15 protein-coding genes are annotated in these 17,679 nt (G+C 61.6%); 11 read left to right on the forward strand and 4 right to left on the reverse strand.

Features of this window, described 5'->3' with window-relative positions; genetic code table 11:
- The first annotated feature begins 1 nt into the window (after position 1).
- From pafA to AC6I99_RS12070, 10 genes are all read left to right on the forward strand, one after another.
- On the forward strand, positions 2 to 1,366 hold the full coding sequence (gene pafA, locus AC6I99_RS12025; RefSeq protein WP_224164420.1) for a Pup--protein ligase: 1,365 nt from the start codon (positions 2 to 4) through the stop codon (positions 1,364 to 1,366).
- A gap of 129 nt (positions 1,367 to 1,495) precedes the next feature.
- On the forward strand, positions 1,496 to 2,425 hold the full coding sequence (locus AC6I99_RS12030; RefSeq protein WP_497961010.1) for an FKBP-type peptidyl-prolyl cis-trans isomerase: 930 nt from the start codon (positions 1,496 to 1,498) through the stop codon (positions 2,423 to 2,425).
- A gap of 70 nt (positions 2,426 to 2,495) precedes the next feature.
- Complete coding sequence (locus AC6I99_RS12035; RefSeq protein WP_216925697.1) at positions 2,496 to 2,891, forward strand: FKBP-type peptidyl-prolyl cis-trans isomerase; 396 nt, start codon at positions 2,496 to 2,498, stop codon at positions 2,889 to 2,891.
- A 97-nt stretch (positions 2,892 to 2,988) separates the two neighbouring features.
- Positions 2,989 to 5,028: a helix-turn-helix transcriptional regulator gene (locus tag AC6I99_RS12040; protein ID WP_497961011.1), complete on the forward strand. Its 2,040-nt coding sequence runs from the start codon at positions 2,989 to 2,991 to the stop codon at positions 5,026 to 5,028.
- Between the two features lie 9 nt (positions 5,029 to 5,037).
- A complete protein-coding gene (locus AC6I99_RS12045) occupies positions 5,038 to 5,388 on the forward strand; it encodes a hypothetical protein (RefSeq protein ID WP_224090391.1) in 351 nt (116 codons plus the stop codon).
- A gap of 36 nt (positions 5,389 to 5,424) precedes the next feature.
- The gene (tatA, locus tag AC6I99_RS12050) at positions 5,425 to 5,694 is read left to right on the forward strand and encodes a Sec-independent protein translocase subunit TatA (protein ID WP_224090393.1); all 270 of its coding nucleotides are present in this window, start codon (positions 5,425 to 5,427) and stop codon (positions 5,692 to 5,694) included.
- A 6-nt stretch (positions 5,695 to 5,700) separates the two neighbouring features.
- The gene (tatC, locus tag AC6I99_RS12055; RefSeq protein ID WP_497961012.1) at positions 5,701 to 6,537 is read left to right on the forward strand and encodes a twin-arginine translocase subunit TatC; all 837 of its coding nucleotides are present in this window, start codon (positions 5,701 to 5,703) and stop codon (positions 6,535 to 6,537) included.
- Between the two features lie 24 nt (positions 6,538 to 6,561).
- Complete coding sequence (locus AC6I99_RS12060) at positions 6,562 to 9,531, forward strand: DEAD/DEAH box helicase (RefSeq protein ID WP_224090398.1); 2,970 nt, start codon at positions 6,562 to 6,564, stop codon at positions 9,529 to 9,531.
- Between the two features lie 55 nt (positions 9,532 to 9,586).
- Complete coding sequence (locus AC6I99_RS12065; protein WP_497961013.1) at positions 9,587 to 11,248, forward strand: amidohydrolase; 1,662 nt, start codon at positions 9,587 to 9,589, stop codon at positions 11,246 to 11,248.
- Positions 11,249 to 11,666: 418 nt separating this feature from the next.
- Positions 11,667 to 12,416 (forward strand): polyprenol monophosphomannose synthase, encoded by a 750-nt coding sequence (locus tag AC6I99_RS12070; RefSeq protein WP_224164425.1) that lies wholly within the window; start codon positions 11,667 to 11,669, stop codon positions 12,414 to 12,416.
- Positions 12,417 to 12,485: 69 nt separating this feature from the next.
- Here the strand turns inward: AC6I99_RS12070 and AC6I99_RS12075 are convergent, their stop codons facing one another.
- From AC6I99_RS12075 to AC6I99_RS12090, 4 genes are all read right to left on the reverse strand, one after another.
- Positions 12,486 to 12,833 (reverse strand): RNA polymerase-binding protein RbpA, encoded by a 348-nt coding sequence (locus tag AC6I99_RS12075; protein ID WP_021470504.1) that lies wholly within the window; start codon positions 12,831 to 12,833, stop codon positions 12,486 to 12,488.
- A 255-nt stretch (positions 12,834 to 13,088) separates the two neighbouring features.
- Positions 13,089 to 14,084, reverse strand: coding sequence for an SPFH domain-containing protein (locus tag AC6I99_RS12080; protein WP_309926023.1), 996 nt, complete (start codon positions 14,082 to 14,084; stop codon positions 13,089 to 13,091).
- Positions 14,085 to 14,180: 96 nt separating this feature from the next.
- On the reverse strand, positions 14,181 to 14,642 hold the full coding sequence (locus tag AC6I99_RS12085; protein ID WP_216925837.1) for an NfeD family protein: 462 nt from the start codon (positions 14,640 to 14,642) through the stop codon (positions 14,181 to 14,183).
- Positions 14,643 to 14,725: 83 nt separating this feature from the next.
- Positions 14,726 to 15,580 carry a methyltransferase domain-containing protein gene (locus AC6I99_RS12090; protein ID WP_497961014.1) on the reverse strand — a complete coding sequence of 285 codons (855 nt, stop codon included), beginning with the start codon at positions 15,578 to 15,580 and terminating at the stop codon, positions 14,726 to 14,728.
- A 69-nt stretch (positions 15,581 to 15,649) separates the two neighbouring features.
- Between AC6I99_RS12090 and AC6I99_RS12095 the strand changes: the two genes are divergently transcribed.
- Positions 15,650 to 17,665, forward strand: a complete 2,016-nt coding sequence (locus AC6I99_RS12095; RefSeq protein ID WP_497961015.1) for a S9 family peptidase — start codon at positions 15,650 to 15,652, stop codon at positions 17,663 to 17,665.
- The last annotated feature ends 14 nt before the right edge of the window (positions 17,666 to 17,679 follow it).

Raw genomic sequence — 17,679 nt, forward strand, 5'->3', positions numbered from 1 at the left:
GATGGACAAACGCATATTCGGCATCGAGACGGAGTTTGGGATTTCCTATTCCAGCCCCGACTCACGTCCTTTGGCCCCCGAAGAAGTGGCCCGCTATTTGTTCCGCAAGGTGGTGAGCTGGGGCAGGTCTTCCAACGTCTTCCTGACCAACGGTTCACGCCTGTACCTGGACGTTGGTTCGCACCCGGAATACGCCACCGCGGAATGCGACGACCTCGCGCAACTCATCGCCCACGACCGCGCCGGAGAGCTCATCCTGGACGACCTCGTTGATGAGGCCCAGGCCCGGCTCGCCGCGGAGGGTTTCAATGGCACGGTGTACCTCTTCAAGAACAACACCGACTCCGCCGGAAACTCCTACGGAAGCCACGAAAATTACCTCATACCGCGTCGGGGAGAGTTCTCAAGGTTGGCCGAGATCCTCATCCCGTTCCTGGTGACCCGTCAACTCATCGCGGGAGCAGGCAAAGTCCTGAAGACACCCCATGGTGCAACTTTCGCCTTCTCACAGCGGGCAGACCACATCTGGGAAGGCGTGTCTTCTGCCACCACCAGGTCACGCCCCATTATCAATACCCGTGACGAGCCGCATGCCGATGCCGAGTTCTATCGTCGGCTCCATGTGATCGTGGGTGATTCCAACATGTCCGAAACCTCCGCACTCCTCAAAGTGGGGACGGTGGACCTGATCCTGCGCATGATCGAGGCAGGGGTGATCATGCGGGACATGCGAATGGAGAACCCCATCCGGAGCATCCGGGAAATTTCGCATGACCTCACGGGCAGCGCTTTAGTCCGCCTGGCAAACGGCAGGCAGCTCTCGGCGCTCGATATCCAGCGCGAGTACCTTGCAAAGGTCACAGAGTTCGTGGCCGCGAACGGCGCACATAATGCCCACGTGCCGCTTATTCTCGACTTGTGGGAGCGGACCCTGGACGCCATCGAAAGTGGCGATACCAGCACTATCGACACCGAAGTGGACTGGGCCATCAAGAAGAAGCTGATGGACGGTTACATGCGCCGGCACGACCTCAGCCTGGATTCGCCGCGCATTGCTCAACTGGATCTCACCTACCACGACATTTCACGCCAGCGCGGCCTCTTCTTCCTGCTGCAATCACGGGATGCCGCGCGGCGTTTGGTTCCCGAAACCGAAGTGAAGGACGCTGTTGACACTCCTCCACAGACAACCAGGGCCAAGCTGCGGGGAGACTTCGTCCGGAGGGCGCAGGAGCTCGGACGCGACTACACGGTGGACTGGGTGCACTTGAAGCTCAACGACCGCGCACACCAGACAATCCTCTGCAAGGACCCCTTCCGCAGCGTGGACGACCGCGTTGATGCGCTCCTGGACTCCATGGGCTAACAGCCTTTCTGAGCGTACTCCCAGCTTCACGGGCTATTCTGGACTGTGGCCTCTTTCCAAGAGGCCATTGCCTTGGATCTGCCATGCGCCTTTCCGAGTGTCCTTTGCCCCGACGAAAGTGTCTTTTTTGTGCGCCGACTCCTAGCAATTCTTCTTCCTGCCCTGCTGCTCATCACTGCGTGTGGGGGCGGGGGCACGCCAGCCGCCGAGCCCACCAGCCAGTCATCGGGCGATGTCTCCAAACTCGATTCCGTCAAGGTGACCGACAACGGAGATGACAAGGCCCCTGGCCTGGACTTCACCAAGCCGCTCACCGTCGCTGAACCTACCATCAAGGTAGTCAGCGAAGGCAACGGCGACCGTATCAAGGCCGGCCAGGTTGCCGAGCTCGCATACATCGCTGTGGATGGCAATGACGGCAAGACCGTTGAAGACGTCTACAAGAACGGCCCCCAGCCCATTGAGCTGAATGACGAGCTCAAGAAGGGCAACGAGCTGATCTACAACGCCATTGTTGGCGCCAAGATCGGTTCCCACATCGCGTTCGCCGCGCCGGGTTCGGCAGCCCAGGGCGCTGCCGCCGGCTCTACGCAGTTGGTGGTTTTCAAGCTGCTTTCCGCCAAGGAAGCCGCTCCGGTCCTGTCGAAGCCGGAAGGCGAGACAGTCACTCCTCCGGCTGGGCTCCCCACCGTGAAGGAAGACGACAAGGGCATCCCGCAGATCTCGGTTGAAGGCGCAGCCGCTCCGAAGGAACTCATCGCACAGGACCTCATCAAGGGCTCCGGCGCTGCTGTTAAGGCTACTGACACCCTCACAGTGAATTACGTTGGCGTCAATCTTGTGGGCGGCCAGAAGTTCGATTCGAGCTTTGACCGGGGACAGACAGCAAGCTTCGCGCTTTCCGGTGTCATCAAGGGCTGGACCCAAGGCCTGGAAGGCAAGACCGTCGGCTCCCGCGTCCTTCTGGTCATCCCGCAGGACCTTGCTTATGGCGCTGCTGGACAGGGTGAGGCCAAGGGCGATCTCGTCTTCGTCGTTGACATCCTCGGCGTCAAGTAGGCAGCCACCTGATCCGGGACTGGCTAAGCTGGTTCCTGACACCATTCGTCCCTCACACCAAGGAGCAACCATGTCATTTGGTCAGCGTGACTTCGACCGCACCAAGCCCGAAATCGACTTCCCGGAAGGCGACGTTCCCACCGAGCTCGTCATCACGGACCTCATTGAGGGTTCCGGCGCCGAGGCCAAAGCCGGCGACACCGTTTCCACCCACTACGTTGGCGTCGCCTGGTCCACGGGCGAAGAGTTCGACGCTTCCTGGGGCCGTGGCGCTCCGCTGGACTTCCGTGTTGGTGTGGGCCAGGTCATCCAGGGCTGGGACCAGGGCCTGCTGGGTATGAAGGTTGGCGGCCGTCGCCGCCTTGAGATCCCTTCAGAACTGGCGTACGGATCCCGTGGCGCCGGCGGAGCAATCAAGCCCAACGAGGCCTTGATCTTCGTCGTTGACCTCGTAGCTGTCCGCTAGGGCGCAAGCTTCCTGCCAAGGCGCGTTGCCACCCGGCTTTGCCGGGCCGGTGACGCGCCTTGCTGCTTTCGCCCAGGACTTTAGTAACGTAGCAACCGTGTCCGCATCCCGCACTGAACGACTCCTGAACCTCCTGCTTGCCCTGCTCAATACCAGGGTGGGCCTTCCGCGCTCCGTCCTGCGGGAGAAGGTCTATCACGACACCGCCGAAAACGACGTCGCATTCGGACGGATGTTCGAGCGCGACAAAGTGGATCTCAAACAGTTCGGCTTTGAGATCGAGACCCTCACGGACCCCCGCAATTTCGGGTCCGAGGACCCCGCATCAACCCGCTACCGCATCGGCAAGGACTCCAACAGGCTCCCTGATGTCAGCCTGACTCCGGCTGAATCCACTGTCCTCCTCCTTGCCGCCCAGTTGTGGGAACGTGCTGCCCTCGGCAACGCCGCAGTCAATGCCGTCCGCAAGCTGCAGGCGGCAGGTGGATTCACCGACGTCGACCTGCCTGCCGGCGTCCAGCCGCGGATCAAGCCAGCCGGACAAGCATTCGACGACGTCGTTGGAGCCATGCACGGCCGCCATGCGGTCCGCTTCGGCTACCTCGCCGGAAGCACCGGCCGTGAGGAAGTACGCGAGGTGGAGCCGTGGGGCCTGGGGAGCCGGTTCGGGCAGTGGTACCTCGTGGGTTTCGACCGGGGGAGGGCCGCCAAGAGGATTTTCAGGTTGTCACGCATGACCACCGCCGTCTCCGTCATACCGGGCAGTTCCTTCGAGCCGCCAGCCGGTTTCAACGCCCGGGCGGAGCTGGATTCCCTCAACGAACTTCCCTTGCAGCAGGCTGTCCTGGACGTAGACGAGGGACGCCTCCTCGCCCTGCGCAAACGTGCTGGTTCCACCGGCTCCGGGGAGGAACGGGCTGGGAAGGGAACAGGCGGCCGGGACAGGCTGGTCGTGGACTTCCGGGACCCCGGGCAGTTCGCCGAGGAACTGGCCTCGTATGGCCCCCACGTCAAAGTGTTTGAACCTGCCGAGCTGCGTGCCGCCGTCGTACGCCGGCTTAAAAGCGCTGCGGACTTCAATGCGTCTCCGGCCATCCCCGTGGAATTTCCCGAGGCTGCGCGCGCGCAGCGATCGAGGAAACGCACGTCCGAAGACCAGCTCACGCGCATGCTGCAGTTGGTGCCGTTCCTCGTCCATCATCAGGGCCTGCACGTGCAGGAGGTAGCGGACCGCTTTGGAATCAGCCGCAAAGCCCTCATTGACGACCTCAAGATACTGATCTGTTCCGGGCTGCCCGGGGGCTACCCGGACGACCTCCTGGACATCCAGTGGGAAAACGACCATGTGTACATCACGGAGCATCTGGACCTTAACCGTCCTGTGCGCTTCAGCGAGGACGAAGCCGCCGCGCTGCTGACTGGATTGTCGATGCTCGGCGATCTACCGGCACTGGCAGGTTTGGCCGAGGACGAACCGGGCAGCGCCCTGGAGTCTGTGACCATCAAATTGACGGGCGCTGCAGGACAGGCCGGACGCCTGGCCGGGGCAGTTGCGGGCCAGTCGGTGGCACCCGAGCAATCCGGGGCGTTCGCAACCATTACCCACGCCATCAGGGACGGCCAGCAACTGCGCCTGAGCTACCTTTCCCCGCAGCGGGACGAAGTAACCGAGCGCGACGTGGACCCCCTGCGGCTGTACTCCCTGGACAACACCTGGTACTTCGAGGCCTACTGCCATAGCAAGTCGGGACTCCGGAATTTCCGGCTGGACCGCGTGCAATCCCTGGAACCCAATGGCCGTCCCGTCTCCGGAACAGCAACTGCTGATGCAGACTTTCCGGCAAGGCTCTTCACGCCCAGCGACGACGACGTCCTGGTGGTGCTTGAATTGACCAGGCAGGGCGCTGGCCTGGCTGATGACTACTACGCCGAACGCACGGCTGAGTTGCCCGACGGCGGGCTGCTTGCCGAGGTGCGCTTTGGAAATGTGGAGTGGTTACCGATGTTTGTCTCCCAACATGGAGGGACAGTGCGGGTGCTGGACCCTGCGCAGTTGCGCCAGGAAGTCCAGGCTTGGCTCACGGCGGCGCTTGACCAATACGGTGCCGTTTCCTCTTCGGACATCGTGGCTGGCTAGACTACTCAGATGCCTTGGTGGTTTTGGATCCTGCTGTGGATCGCGCTCATAGCCCTGTCGTTGCTCCTCCATGTGACCCTGGGTTATCGGCTGTTCAGGAAATTCATGGCCACTGTTCATGAATTAGGGGACGCCGGCAAACGTTTCAGCCATCTTTCTCCTGCCGCAGAAACCTCCGATGTTGAGGCTCCGGAACGCCACCCGGAGCCGGGATCTGCAATTTTTGCCTCGCCGGAGCAGATGCGTCATGATTACCTGACGGCCAAAGCCTTCCGCCAGGAAGTTCGTCGCCAGAAGCGCGTTCAGCGCAAAGCAGAGCGGGGTCAGCCCCAATCCCTGCACGACATTGAATTCAGATAGACGTAGGATGTATCCAAAAGGAAAGGACCTCCCCACATGAGGCTCGAAGGCTGGCATCTCATCATCATCATCGTTTTGGCTCTGGTGCTTTTCGCTGCACCGAAGCTGCCGTCCATGGCGCGCAGCATTGGACAGTCGATGCGTATCTTCAAGTCTGAAGTCCGGGAAATGAAAAAGGACGGTTCCTCCGAAAAGAAGGAAACCCAGGAACCCTCTGACGCCGTCGAAGGCAGGGTTGTAGACCACCCGGACGTAAAGGCCAAGAACAACGGCGAGACCGACGTTCCGCCCTCCAACCGCGTCTAAGAAGAAGTGGTAGAGACGAAGGGGCGCAAGGCCAACCCCGAAGCCCGGATGGCGCTCCTTGACCATCTTAAGGAGCTCAAGAACCGGCTCTTCAAGGCTGCCATCGGCGTTATTCTTGGGACGGTGCTGGGCTTCATCGTCTACCAACCCCTGTTGGCAGCCCTGATCAAGCCGATCAAAGACCTCAATGAAAAAGAAGGCCGCGCTGCCAGCCTGAACTTTGATGGCGTAGCCAGCTCATTCGACCTCATGGTCCAGGTCTCCGTATTCCTTGGCGTGATCCTTTCCAGTCCTGTCTGGATCTACCAGCTGTGGGCATTCATAGTCCCGGGCCTGCACAAGAAAGAGCGCCGGTTGGCTCTGTCGTTTGTAGCAGCTGCCGTTCCGCTGTTTATCGGCGGCGTCCTGCTGGCATGGCTTGTGTTGCCCAACGCCGTGCGTGTCCTCACGGACTTCACACCCACCGGCGCTTCAAACTTCATTAGTGCCGAAATCTACCTTGCGTTTGTCCTCAGGCTTCTTCTGGCTTTTGGAATCGCCTTCCTGGTGCCGGTGGTGCTGGTTGGGCTGAACCTGGCCGGAATCATCAAGGGCAAGCAACTGGTCAAAAGCTGGCGGATCACCATCTTCCTGGTCTGCCTGTTTGCGGCCATGGCTGCCCCGGGTGCCGACGCCATGAGCATGTTCTACTTGGCGGCGCCCATGCTTCTTCTGTTCTTTGCTGCCATCGGTGTGTGTCTCTGGAATGACCGCCGGCGGGAACGTCGTGCCATCAAGCGTGCTGCTGAGACCGAAGCCACGGCAGATATTGCCACCCCGGCCTCGGATCTGGAGAATCTCTAGACCTCAGGCCATTAGGCTTGGTGCATGTCCTCCATTTCCGGGTCCCAATCACCATCAGACCGCTACCAGGCGGCCGCTCACCGGGCAGCTGAGGCCAAGACATATCTTGGTGCCTTTGCCCGTTCCCTGGACTTCGAATTGGACGACTTCCAACGTGAGGCGTGCCGCTCATTGCAGGAGGGCAGAGGCGTCCTCGTCGCGGCGCCTACCGGTGCCGGCAAGACGATCGTTGGCGAATTTGCCATCTACCTGGCTCTGGAACGTGGCCTCAAAGCGTTCTACACAACACCCATCAAGGCGCTGAGCAACCAGAAATTCTCCGAGCTCGCCGCCAAGTATGGCTCTGCCAACGTTGGCCTGCTGACGGGCGATACAACCATCAACGGTGAGGCGCCCGTTGTGGTGATGACCACCGAAGTCCTGCGCAATATGCTCTATGCCGACTCGGAGACACTCGGCGACCTCGGCTTCGTCGTCATGGACGAGGTCCACTACCTCGCAGACCGCTTCCGCGGAGCCGTCTGGGAGGAAGTCATTATTCACTTGCCCAGTGAAGTGCAGGTTGCTTCGCTGAGCGCCACTGTGTCCAATGCTGAAGAGTTTGGTGCGTGGCTGGATACCGTTCGGGGCGATACTGACGTCATCGTGTCCGAGCACCGGCCCGTGCCACTGTGGCAGCACGTCATGGTGGGCAGGGAGATCGTTGACCTCTTTGCCGGCGATACCACTTTCGATGAAATCGCCCCACAGATACCGGACACCGAGGTACCGGATCTCAGCGATGTTGAAGATGCCGTTGACGAGGCCGTCCTTCCGGCAGAAAGCCGAAAGATCGCAGCCAAGAGTCTTGTGACCTCCACGGCCAGGCAGGCAGTTACCGGCCCTGAATTCGAAGTGAACCCGGATCTGTTGGCAATGGCCCGATCCGAGAGCCGTATGAACTTCAACGGCCGCTTCGGCCATGGTGGCCGGAGCCGCCGTCGGCAGGACCGCTACCGGGATGAGCGGCAGAGCCCGGAACAGCGCAGCCCGGTTCGGAAAGCAAGCCGTCCGCAGGTCATTGAGAGCCTTAACCGCCAGGGCCTGTTGCCGGCCATCACGTTCATCTTCTCCCGGGCAGGTTGTGATGCTGCGGTGGCCCAGTGCGCGGCGTCCGGCCTGTGGCTCACCACTGAGCGCGAACAGCAGATCATCGCCCAGCGCGTGGACGAAGCAAGCCACGAAATTCCTGCAGACGACCTTGATGTCCTGGGTTTCTGGGGCTGGCGTGACGGCCTCATCCGGGGCTTTGCGGCTCATCACGCGGGCATGCTTCCCACCTTCAAAGAAGTAGTGGAGAAACTGTTTGCGGATGGCCTGGTCAAGGCGGTGTTCGCTACTGAAACCTTGGCACTCGGAGTCAACATGCCTGCGCGCTGCGTGGTGCTGGAAAAGCTCGAAAAATTCAACGGGGAAGCCCACGTCAACATCACGGCGGGGGAGTACACGCAGCTGACCGGTCGGGCCGGACGCCGCGGCATCGACGTCGAGGGCCACGCCGTGGTCCTTTGGCAGCCCGGAACGGACCCGGCGGCAGTGGCTGGCTTGGCGTCACGCCGCACGTATCCGCTGAACTCCAGCTTCACGCCCACCTACAACATGAGCATCAACCTGATTGCCCAATTCGGCCGGGTGCGGGCGCGCGAGATCCTTGAGTCGTCCTTCGCGCAGTTCCAAGCTGACCGTTCCGTGGTGGGCCTCGCCAGGCAAGTCCGTGGACGCGAAGAATCACTGGCCGGCTACGCCAAGTCCATGGAATGCCACCTCGGCGACTTCACGGAGTATGCCCGGCTCCGCCGCGAACTCAGCGACGCTGAGCAGTTCGCGGCGCGCGACCACCAACGCGCCCGGAAGTCCAGAGTGGCTGATTCCTTGACCCGGCTCATACCCGGGGACGTCATTACCGTCTCCAGTGGCAGGTTGGCCGGACACGCCGTCGTGCTTGATGTCGATCCCAATGCCCGCGAACCGCGGCCGTCTGTCCTCACCTCGGACAACCAGCTGCGTCGTATCGGCGTCCATGACCTCGACGGCCCCATTTCCCCGGTGACCCGCATTCGGATTCCCAAGTCGTTCAACGCCAAGGTGCCCAAGTCCCGCCGTGATCTTGCAGCCTCCATGCGGAACGCGATCAGCGATGAAGCACCGCGCGCCAGGCGGAACAGCAGGCACGAGGACTTCGGTCTGGGCTCGCGTGCCCAGGACCAGGAACAGAAGATCACTGAACTACGCAGGGCGCTCAGGGCGCATCCCTGCCATGGCTGCAGTGAGCGCGAGGACCACGCCCGCTGGGGGGAGCGTTGGTGGAAACTTCGCAAGGAGACCGACGGCCTGGTCCGCCAGATCCAAAGCAGGACCAACACGATTGCCAAGACGTTCGATCGCGTATGCGACGTCCTCTCCGCCTATGGCTACCTCGAAACCGACGACACCGGGAAGGTCACCATCAGCACGGATGGGCAGCGGCTGCGCCGCATCTACGGTGAGAAGGACCTGCTTATTTCACAGTCCATCAGGCGTGGTGCCATCAACGATCTCGATGCTGCCGAGCTGGCCTCCTTGGCCAGCACCCTGGTGTACCAGGCAAAGCGCGAAGACCGGGGCCTTCGCCCGAGGATGCCCTCGGTTGCACTGGAAACGGCGGTCGACATCGTCGTTCGGGAATGGTCGCAACTTGAGGACATTGAGGAGCAGAACAGGCTTCCGCTGACCGGCGAACCGGAGCTGGGCCTCATGTGGCCCATGTATAAGTGGGCCAAAGGCCGCCATCTTCAGGACGTGCTCAGCGGCACTGACCTTGCTGCGGGCGACTTCGTCCGTTGGGCAAAGCAAGTGGTTGACCTTCTGGACCAACTCGCCAAAATTCCACAACTGGATCCCCGCTTGGCGCGGATCTGCCGTGAATCCATCGACCTGGTCCGCCGGGGTGTCGTGGCTTACTCAACCGTCGCCTGACCCGGAACCGTTTTCGAGACCCAGACCTTCTTCAAACGCTCGAGGAGCACACCGCATGAACCAGCCAGGCCCGTCCGCCGGCGACCGTCCCGACGAAAACGTCCGCAAGGTCACCCTTTACCGGAACGGTTCGATCTATACCGCTGCCGATCCGTTCGCTACCGCCATGGTGGTGGATGGTGACACGGTCGCATGGGTGGGATCCGAACAGGCAGCGACGTCCATCGAGGATTCCACAATGGACGTCATTGATCTTCGGGGCGCCCTCGTGGCACCGGGCTTTGTTGACTCCCATGCGCACTTGACGGAGACGGGCCTCGCTTTGGCTGGACTGTCCTTGACGGGCGTGCGGTCTGCCCGGGAACTGCTCGACGCCGTTGCTGCCGCCAGCGGTTCAGGCACTGTCATTGGCCACGGTTGGGATGAAGCAACGTGGCAGGATGCCACGCTTCCAACGCTGGAAGAGCTGGAGCAGGCCTCCGGCGGGAGGCAAGTTTACCTTTCCCGCATTGACGTTCACTCGGCCCTGGTTTCATCCTCCCTGGCGGCGTCGGCAGGCCTTGCCGGCATGGACGGCTTCTCCGGGGATAGTGGTCGCGTAGTCAGGACAGCCCACACCGCCGCCCGTCTCGCGGCGCGGAGCTTCAGTGACGCCGAACGGAGTGGGTATCAGGAACGGGCCCTGCATTATGCGGCTTCCAACGGCTACGTTGCCTTGGCTGAAATGTCGGCCCCACACATCTGCGGCCCGGAAGATCTTCGCATGGCCATGTCTTGGAACAGGCAGACAGGCAAACCGCAGGTGCTGCCGTATTGGGGCGAGCTGGCGTCGTCGGAGGATCACGCCCGCACGATCCTGGACGGCCTGGGCCCCGGCGTCCTGGGCCTGGCGGGTGACCTGAACATCGACGGTTCCCTCGGGTCGCGGACAGCTGCCTTGAGGCAGGATTATTCCGATGAGCCGGGCCAACGCGGCACTTTGTATCTTTCAGTGGATGAGGCCGCCAAGCACCTTGCTGCGTGCTCACTCCTGGGCGTCCAGGCCGGTTTCCACATCATTGGCGATGCCGGCCTTGATGTCGCGCTTGACGCATTGGACGCCGCAGCCGCCGAGGTGGGGGAGCAGCGGATCCGCGCAGCAGGCCACCGCTTTGAACATGTTGAGCTTGCCGATCAGGCTGCAGTCGAGAAGCTGGCCAAATACTCGGTGACAGTCAGCATGCAACCCGCATTCGATGCTATGTGGGGAGGGTCCGGAGGTCTCTACGAGCAACGGCTTGGCGGACGCAGCAAGGCCATGAACACCTTGGCTGCGTTCTACGCCAGCGGAGTTCCAATCACCTTTGGCAGCGATAGCCCCGTGACACCACTCAGCCCTTGGTCAAGCATCCGGGCCTGCCTGGAACACAGCAACCTGGACCAGCGCATTTCAGCCCGTGCGGCGTTCCTTGGCCACACGCGGGCAGGCTGGCGGGCCACCAAGCACAGGAACCCCCTTATGGGCCAACTCGTGCCCGGTGCGCCGGCCAGCTTCGCGGTTTGGGAAGTTGAGGAACTCATGGTCCAGGTAGCGGATAGCCGTGTGCAGTCCTGGAGCACCGATCCCCGTGCCCGCACTCCCTTGCTCCCTGCCCTGGATACCGGCAGTGATCCTGTATGCCTGCAGACGGTGAGGGAAGGCCAGGAGCTCTTCGCTCACGAATCCCTCCGGGTCTGAGGGCACTATTTCCTTGCCTTCGAATGCTCCGCCTGAACTGGGACGATGCACGAACGCGCAGGTCAACCGCGGGTTGACAGCTTTTGTAAAGTCCGTAGCATTGAGGCTCAACGGATCGTTAAAGCTTGGGGTGATCCCGGGAGTAATGGTCTGGTCGCGGCCAGGACGTAGCCTGGTGGCGGTACGCGAGTGGGCAGGCCCATAGGGCCCCAGAAAACAGTTCGTCCGGCAATTTACCTGTCCGGACAACACTGGTCCTGGGTCTATGGACCTGCCCGCAGCGCTTAAGTTTGTGTGGCCGGGGCCACAGCTGCCCTTAGCAGTGCACAGGATCGTCCTATAATGGAGAGTTGCGCCAGAACGCCAGCCTTGAGGCTGGTCCGGCACACTGACCGCTCCATCAAGGAAAGGCCTCTTCTTGCGTGTCCTGACGATCATCCCTACCTACAACGAGCTGGAATCGCTCCCCAAGACATTGGGTCGGCTGCGGACCGCAGTGCCTGAGTCGGACGTCCTGGTGGTTGATGACAACAGCCCGGACGGCACGGGACAACTTGCTGACGGCATAGCCGCCGAGGACAAGCAAGTGCATGTACTGCACCGCAAAGGCAAGGAAGGCCTCGGCGCGGCCTACATTGCCGGCTTCAAGTGGGGCCTTGCCGCCGGGTATGACGTCCTGGTAGAGATGGACGCCGATGGTTCCCACAAGCCGGAGCAACTGCCCCTCCTCCTTGATGCGGTCAAAGAAGGCGCCGACCTCGCCATGGGCTCGCGCTGGGTACCGGGAGGCAGTGTTGTGAACTGGCCGCTCTACCGCCAGGCAATCTCCCGCATCGGCAGCACCTATGCCCGCATCATGCTTGGCTTGAAAATCAAGGACGTCACCGGCGGCTACCGTGCTTTCCGCCGCAGCACACTTGAAGCCCTCAAATTGGACGAAGTGGATTCAGTGGGTTACGGCTTCCAGGTTGACCTTGCGTGGCGTGTTGCCAAGCTCGGCCTGCGCATTGAGGAGCGCCCCATCACCTTCGTTGAGCGGGAACTCGGCGCATCGAAGATGAGCGGCAACATCGTGGTGGAAGCCATGATCAACGTCACTAAATGGGGCCTGGCAGCACGCTGGGCCAAGCTCACCGGCAAACAGCCGGCCCTCGCAAAGCAGAAGTAGCTTCCAGAAAGAAAAGGCCGGACCGGTTCCGCAAGGAACCGATCCGGCCTTTCCATTTGAGTCCGAAGACTAAGCTGAGCGGCGCTCTCCGCGGCGCTCACGCAGGATGTTCAAACGATCCTCAAGGATCTGCTCCAGCTCCGGAAGGCTGCGGCGTTCCAGGAGCATGTCCCAGTGGGTACGGACGGCCTTCTCGTTGGCGTCCACGGGACGCTCGCCGTCTACGAGCAAGGCTTCCTTGCCAGTCTTGGAAACCCAAACAGGGGGGATCTCGGCTTCAGCAGAGAAGGTGACGAAGACCTGCTCGCCATCCTCGCAGCGGTATTCAACCCGCTGGCGCGGTGCCGGTTCAACGCCGGACTCGGTTTCCATGCTTTGGGCGCCAAGACGCATACCCCGCAGGCTGCGATCGCTCATGATTACTCCCTCTGTCTGTTCGCGGAGCCTGAACTCCGCGCTAGCCGTAAGCCGTTTTCGCGGTCCCTACGGACTACTTCTGCACACCTTGCATCACTAATTGCAACGCCTGGCCAAGCTTTAATGTTCCATCCACACTGAACCAGCCGGACAAATATCCCATTATACGCGGATCGATGGTCAGTACCCAAAAGCAATGCACAACGCGATGAGCGGCCAGCCGTTTGGCTGACCGCTCACCTGCCTCACACAGAGTTACTCTGTGGGCCTTGACTGTGATGCCGTAGTGGATTCCACGGGAGTTACTGGCTCCGAAGCAGCAACTTTGTTGCTGCCGCCAAAGAAGCCGGCAGCATCGGAGTCACCATTGGCGCCCCCGAGCGCACTGCCAATGCCCTTCAGGGCCTCGCCAACTTCACTGGGGATGATCCAGAGCTTGTTGGAACTGCCCTCAGCAAGCTTGGGTAGCGTCTGCAGGTACTGGTAAGCCAAGAGCTTCTGGTCCGGGTTGCCCTTGTGGATGGCGTCAAAGACTTTCTGGATGGCCTGGGCTTCACCGTCTGCCCGAAGGATAGCGGCCTTAGCGTCACCTTCAGCTGCGAGGATGGCAGCTTGGCGCTGGCCTTCTGCTGTAAGGATTTGTGACTGCTTGGTTCCCTCAGCCGTCAGGATGGCTGCTCGACGGTCGCGCTCTGCACGCATCTGCTTTTCCATCGAGTCCTGGATGGAGTGGGGCGGATCAATAGCCTTCAGTTCCACACGCGAGACGCGGATGCCCCAGCGGCCTGTTGCTTCATCCAACACTCCACGCAGCTGGCCATTGATCTGGTCACGGGAGGTCAGTGCCTCTTCGAGGTTGAGGCCACCTACAACGTTACGAAGCGTGGTAGTGGTCAGCTGCTCAACCGCCTGGATGTAGTTGGCGATTTCGTACGTGGCTGCCCGTGGGTCCGTCACTTGGAAGTAGACCACGGTGTCGATCGAAACCACGAGGTTGTCCTCGGTGATGACTGGCTGCGGCGGGAAGGACACCACCTGCTCACGGAGGTCGAGCAACGGCAGGAGCCGATCGACGAATGGAATCAGGATGGTTAGGCCCGGGTTGAGCGTGCGCTGGTACTTGCCGAGGCGTTCAACGACGCCGGCACGCGCCTGCGGGATGATCCTTACCGATCGGACCAACACGATGATGACAAAAATGACGAGAACAATCAGCACAACCGCTGCCGCTGTTCCTCCTAAACCGTCCATGCGTCTCCTTGATTCCCCAATTGCGTGGCTTGCTTTGGCCTTTTGCGGGCAGGCTGCCAACCCGTTGTCCGCAGAATTCTGGTTTTCCGGTTCGAATCAGCGCGGGCTGTTTTCGGCAGGCGAGGCAACTACCGCCGTCGCGCCGTCAATCCTGGTGACCTGAACGGTAGCGCCGGCGTCCAAGACTCCAGCGGTGCTGCGCGCGCTCCAGACGTCGCCGCCGATCTTGACCAGACCGCTGGTGCCTGTGACCGCTTCAATGACCAGGGCGGGCTGACCGATGAGCCGGTCGATATTCGTCCGCTGTTCTGCCGGTCCTTTATGCAGGTGTTTCAGGGCAACCGGCCGGACAAAGGCGATCATCAAGAGGGAGACCACGCTGAAGATGACGATCTGGAGCCAGAAATCGGCCCCGGCGAAGTCGGCTATGAGCCCTGCCAGTGCGCCGCCGCCGAGCATGATGAAGAAGAGGTCGAGGGTTAGCATCTCCACCACCGCGAACGCGAGGAAGACCGTGAGCCAGAGGGCCCACCAATTCTCGCCGAGCCATTCAAACATCATTTCCCCCTTGGTCCCGGACCCCGCCGCAGACGGGGTCACAGTCGCTGTTCCTCCATCCTAGCCCGACGCTGAGTTCCTCGTCAGGAAGCCGAAGCACCCACGGTGAAGGGGCTGATACGGAACTTCGCCGTGGTTGCTACGGGTTCATCCGCAGCGGCCAGCTGTGCGAGTTCTTCGGGCTTGATGTGGTGACCGGCCGGCCCCATGTAGGCGATGTCGGCCAACTCGGAGCCCTTGAGGGTGAGGGGCATGACCAGGTTGTACGCTGAATTCGCGCGGAAATAGCCGCCCAGGGATTCAGCCAGGCGCTCGGCCTTGCCTTCCTCAATACTGAGCATTCCAGTGCGGGCAGCGATTTCAGCCAAATGTCCTGGCTGCGGCGTCACCACAATCAGCTGTCCACCAGGCCGCAGCACCCGGGCGAACTCTGCCGGGTTCCTCGGAGCGAACACCACAAGGACCACATCCACGGCGTCGTCGGCGACGGGCAACCGGCGCCAAATGTCCCAGACGAGGTTGGCAGCATCCCCGTTGAGTCGTGCGGCCCGCCGTAGTGCGAATTTGGAAATGTCCAGCCCGATGGCAGAAGCCGGTGTGGTTTCCAGAACGCGGTGGAGGTAGTGCCCGGTGCCGGTTCCGGCGTCGAGAACCACGGACCCGGGCCGCTGCAGCGATGCGGCTGCCAGACCCGCGACGCGATCAGCCAAAGCAGCATACTGTCCGCTGTCCAGGAATCGCTGCCGGGCGCCCACCATTTGCGCCGAATCAGCTTCGAAGACTGTGCCCTTACCCGTGAGCAGGTTGAAGTAACCCTGTTTCGCGGCATCGAAGACATGCCCGGAATCGCAAACAAGCCTCCGCTGTGGATCCCCGGCCAGCTGGAACCGCCCTTCGCAAACGGGACATCGGAGGGCGGCAACGGCTTCGGACAACATGGATTCAATCCTACGTTGGGCCGGAGTGTCTGGTGCCTGCGCCAGGGCTGCGGGGCTAGGCTCACCAAGGTGAAACCCGAGCAACTGCCTTTGTTGAACTCCGTCTCCGCCCCGGCCATCCATCCGGACGGCACCAAAGCCGTGGTATCCGTCGTCAGGCCTGATTTCGACGCCGATGCCTACGTCGGTCAATTGTGGAATGTACCGCTGGACACCAGCAAGCGCCCGCGACGTATCACCCGTGGGTTCAGGGACACTTCACCGGCTTTCTCCCCTGACGGCCTGGTTTTGGCCTTCCTGCGGAGCGACTTTGAGGGAAAAGCACAATTGTTCGTTGTGGAGTCGGCAGGGGGCGAACCACAGCAGGTCACGGATCAGCACGGCGGGGTCAACGGGTTTGCGTGGTCTCCCGATTCCCATCGCGTGGTCTTCACCAGCCGTGTTGCGGAACCGGGCCGATATGGAACGGTCGACGGCGTTGCTTCCGGAAGCGAAGACGCCCGGCTTATCGCCGTGAACCAGTACCAGATGAACGGTGTGGGGTACGTCCTGGACCAACGCCAGCAGCTGTTCGTGGTTGACGTGCCGGAATTGGGTGGTGAGCCTGCTGTCATTCCCCGTGGCAGAGCCGCCCACGAGCGGCCTGGCGCCAAGGTAACCGGAGTCCCCACTGCAATGCAGATGACGTTCGGCGAATCGGACCACGAGGCGCCGTGCTTCTCGGCTGACGGCGGGTTCATATATTTCGTGGCCGCTCTCCACGACGGGCATGATGACGACCTCGTAACATCCGTGTACCGGATTAAGGCAACTGGCGGCGAGCCAGAGTCCATCAAACCCAACAATCCAAAACTGCAGACCGTCACGGCCGTGCGGGCGTCCACCGATGGCCGCTCGCTCTTCTTCACCGCGCAGGACCTGGGCGATACAGGTCGGGATTTTGTAGCGCGCAACGGCGTTCTCTACTCAATGCCTGTCACCGGGGGAGATGCGGTTGCCCTCACCGACGTCGAGCATTTGGACGTCTCAGGTCCGCTGGAACCGAGCGGACCTGACAGCATCCTTGTACTGAACACGGCGCTGGGCAGCGTGGAGCTCCTCGATATCACCGCGGCAGGCAGCATTACTCCTCTGGTCCATGGAGCCCGGGTAGTCAATGGAGCCACCGTAGCCGCCAACGGTGAAATAGCCGTGAGCTTCCAGGACGCCTCCACCGCTGGCGACGTCGCCTCCCTGGAGCGAGGTGAACTGCGCCTGCTGACGGACTTCTCGGCGGAACTGCGGAATAGTTCCCGCGTCAGTGAGCCCATGGAATTCCAGGCGGATGCCAAGGACGGGTACCCGGTGCACGGTTGGTTGCTGCTGCCTGACGGACCAGGGCCACACCCTGTCCTGCTCACTATCCACGGGGGTCCGTTCTCCCAATACACGGTAGCCTTCTTCGACGAAGCGCAAGTCTATGCAGCTGCGGGATACGCAGTAGCCATGTGCAACCCGCGGGGATCGTCAGGCTATGGACAATCCCATGGGCGCGCCATCAAGGAGCGCATGGGGACCCTGGACATGCAGGACGTGCTCGCCTTCCTGGACGCTGCCTTGTCCACGCATACAACTTTGGATGCAGATCGTATGGGCATCATGGGCGGATCATATGGCGGCTATCTCACGGCCTGGACCATTGCACACGACCACCGTTTCAAAGGGGCAATTGTCGAACGCGGGTTCCTGGACCCGGTCAGCTTCGCGGGAACGTCCGACATCGGCTGGTTTTTTGGTGGCGAGTACGCCGGAGCGACACCCGGGCAGCTGGTGGCACAGAGCCCTTTGGCCGTAGCAGACTCGGTGGAGACACCGACTTTGGTAATCCACAGCGAAAACGATCTTCGGTGTCCTCTGGAACAGGGGCAGCGTTACTTCGCCGTGCTGAAGGAGAGAGGGATTGAGACCTCGTTGCTGGTCTTTCCGGGGGAGGACCATGAATTGTCCCGCTCCGGTACGCCGCATCACCGCAAGCAACGGTTCGAGCACATCCTTGCATGGTGGGCCGCGCACCTCCCTACGGCATCAAACCGCCTGCCGGACTGAGGCAGGCTACGCAC

The sequence above is a fragment of the Arthrobacter sp. TmtSoilC77 genome (assembly GCF_059739415.1).

Excerpts from the sequence above, each read along its gene's own strand:
- AC6I99_RS12085 (WP_216925837.1), bottom strand. The coding sequence starts at position 14,642 with ATGTTTGAATGGCTCGGCGAGAATTGGTGGGCCCTCTGGCTCACGGTC.
- AC6I99_RS12090 (WP_497961014.1), bottom strand. The coding sequence starts at position 15,580 with ATGTTGTCCGAAGCCGTTGCCGCCCTCCGATGTCCCGTTTGCGAAGGG.
- AC6I99_RS12065 (WP_497961013.1), top strand. The coding sequence starts at position 9,587 with ATGAACCAGCCAGGCCCGTCCGCCGGCGACCGTCCCGACGAAAACGTC.
- pafA (WP_224164420.1), top strand. The coding sequence starts at position 2 with ATGGACAAACGCATATTCGGCATCGAGACGGAGTTTGGGATTTCCTAT.
- tatA (WP_224090393.1), top strand. The coding sequence starts at position 5,425 with ATGAGGCTCGAAGGCTGGCATCTCATCATCATCATCGTTTTGGCTCTG.
- AC6I99_RS12035 (WP_216925697.1), top strand. The coding sequence starts at position 2,496 with ATGTCATTTGGTCAGCGTGACTTCGACCGCACCAAGCCCGAAATCGAC.
- AC6I99_RS12045 (WP_224090391.1), top strand. The coding sequence starts at position 5,038 with ATGCCTTGGTGGTTTTGGATCCTGCTGTGGATCGCGCTCATAGCCCTG.
- AC6I99_RS12080 (WP_309926023.1), bottom strand. The coding sequence starts at position 14,084 with ATGGACGGTTTAGGAGGAACAGCGGCAGCGGTTGTGCTGATTGTTCTC.
- AC6I99_RS12060 (WP_224090398.1), top strand. The coding sequence starts at position 6,562 with ATGTCCTCCATTTCCGGGTCCCAATCACCATCAGACCGCTACCAGGCG.
- AC6I99_RS12075 (WP_021470504.1), bottom strand. The coding sequence starts at position 12,833 with ATGAGCGATCGCAGCCTGCGGGGTATGCGTCTTGGCGCCCAAAGCATG.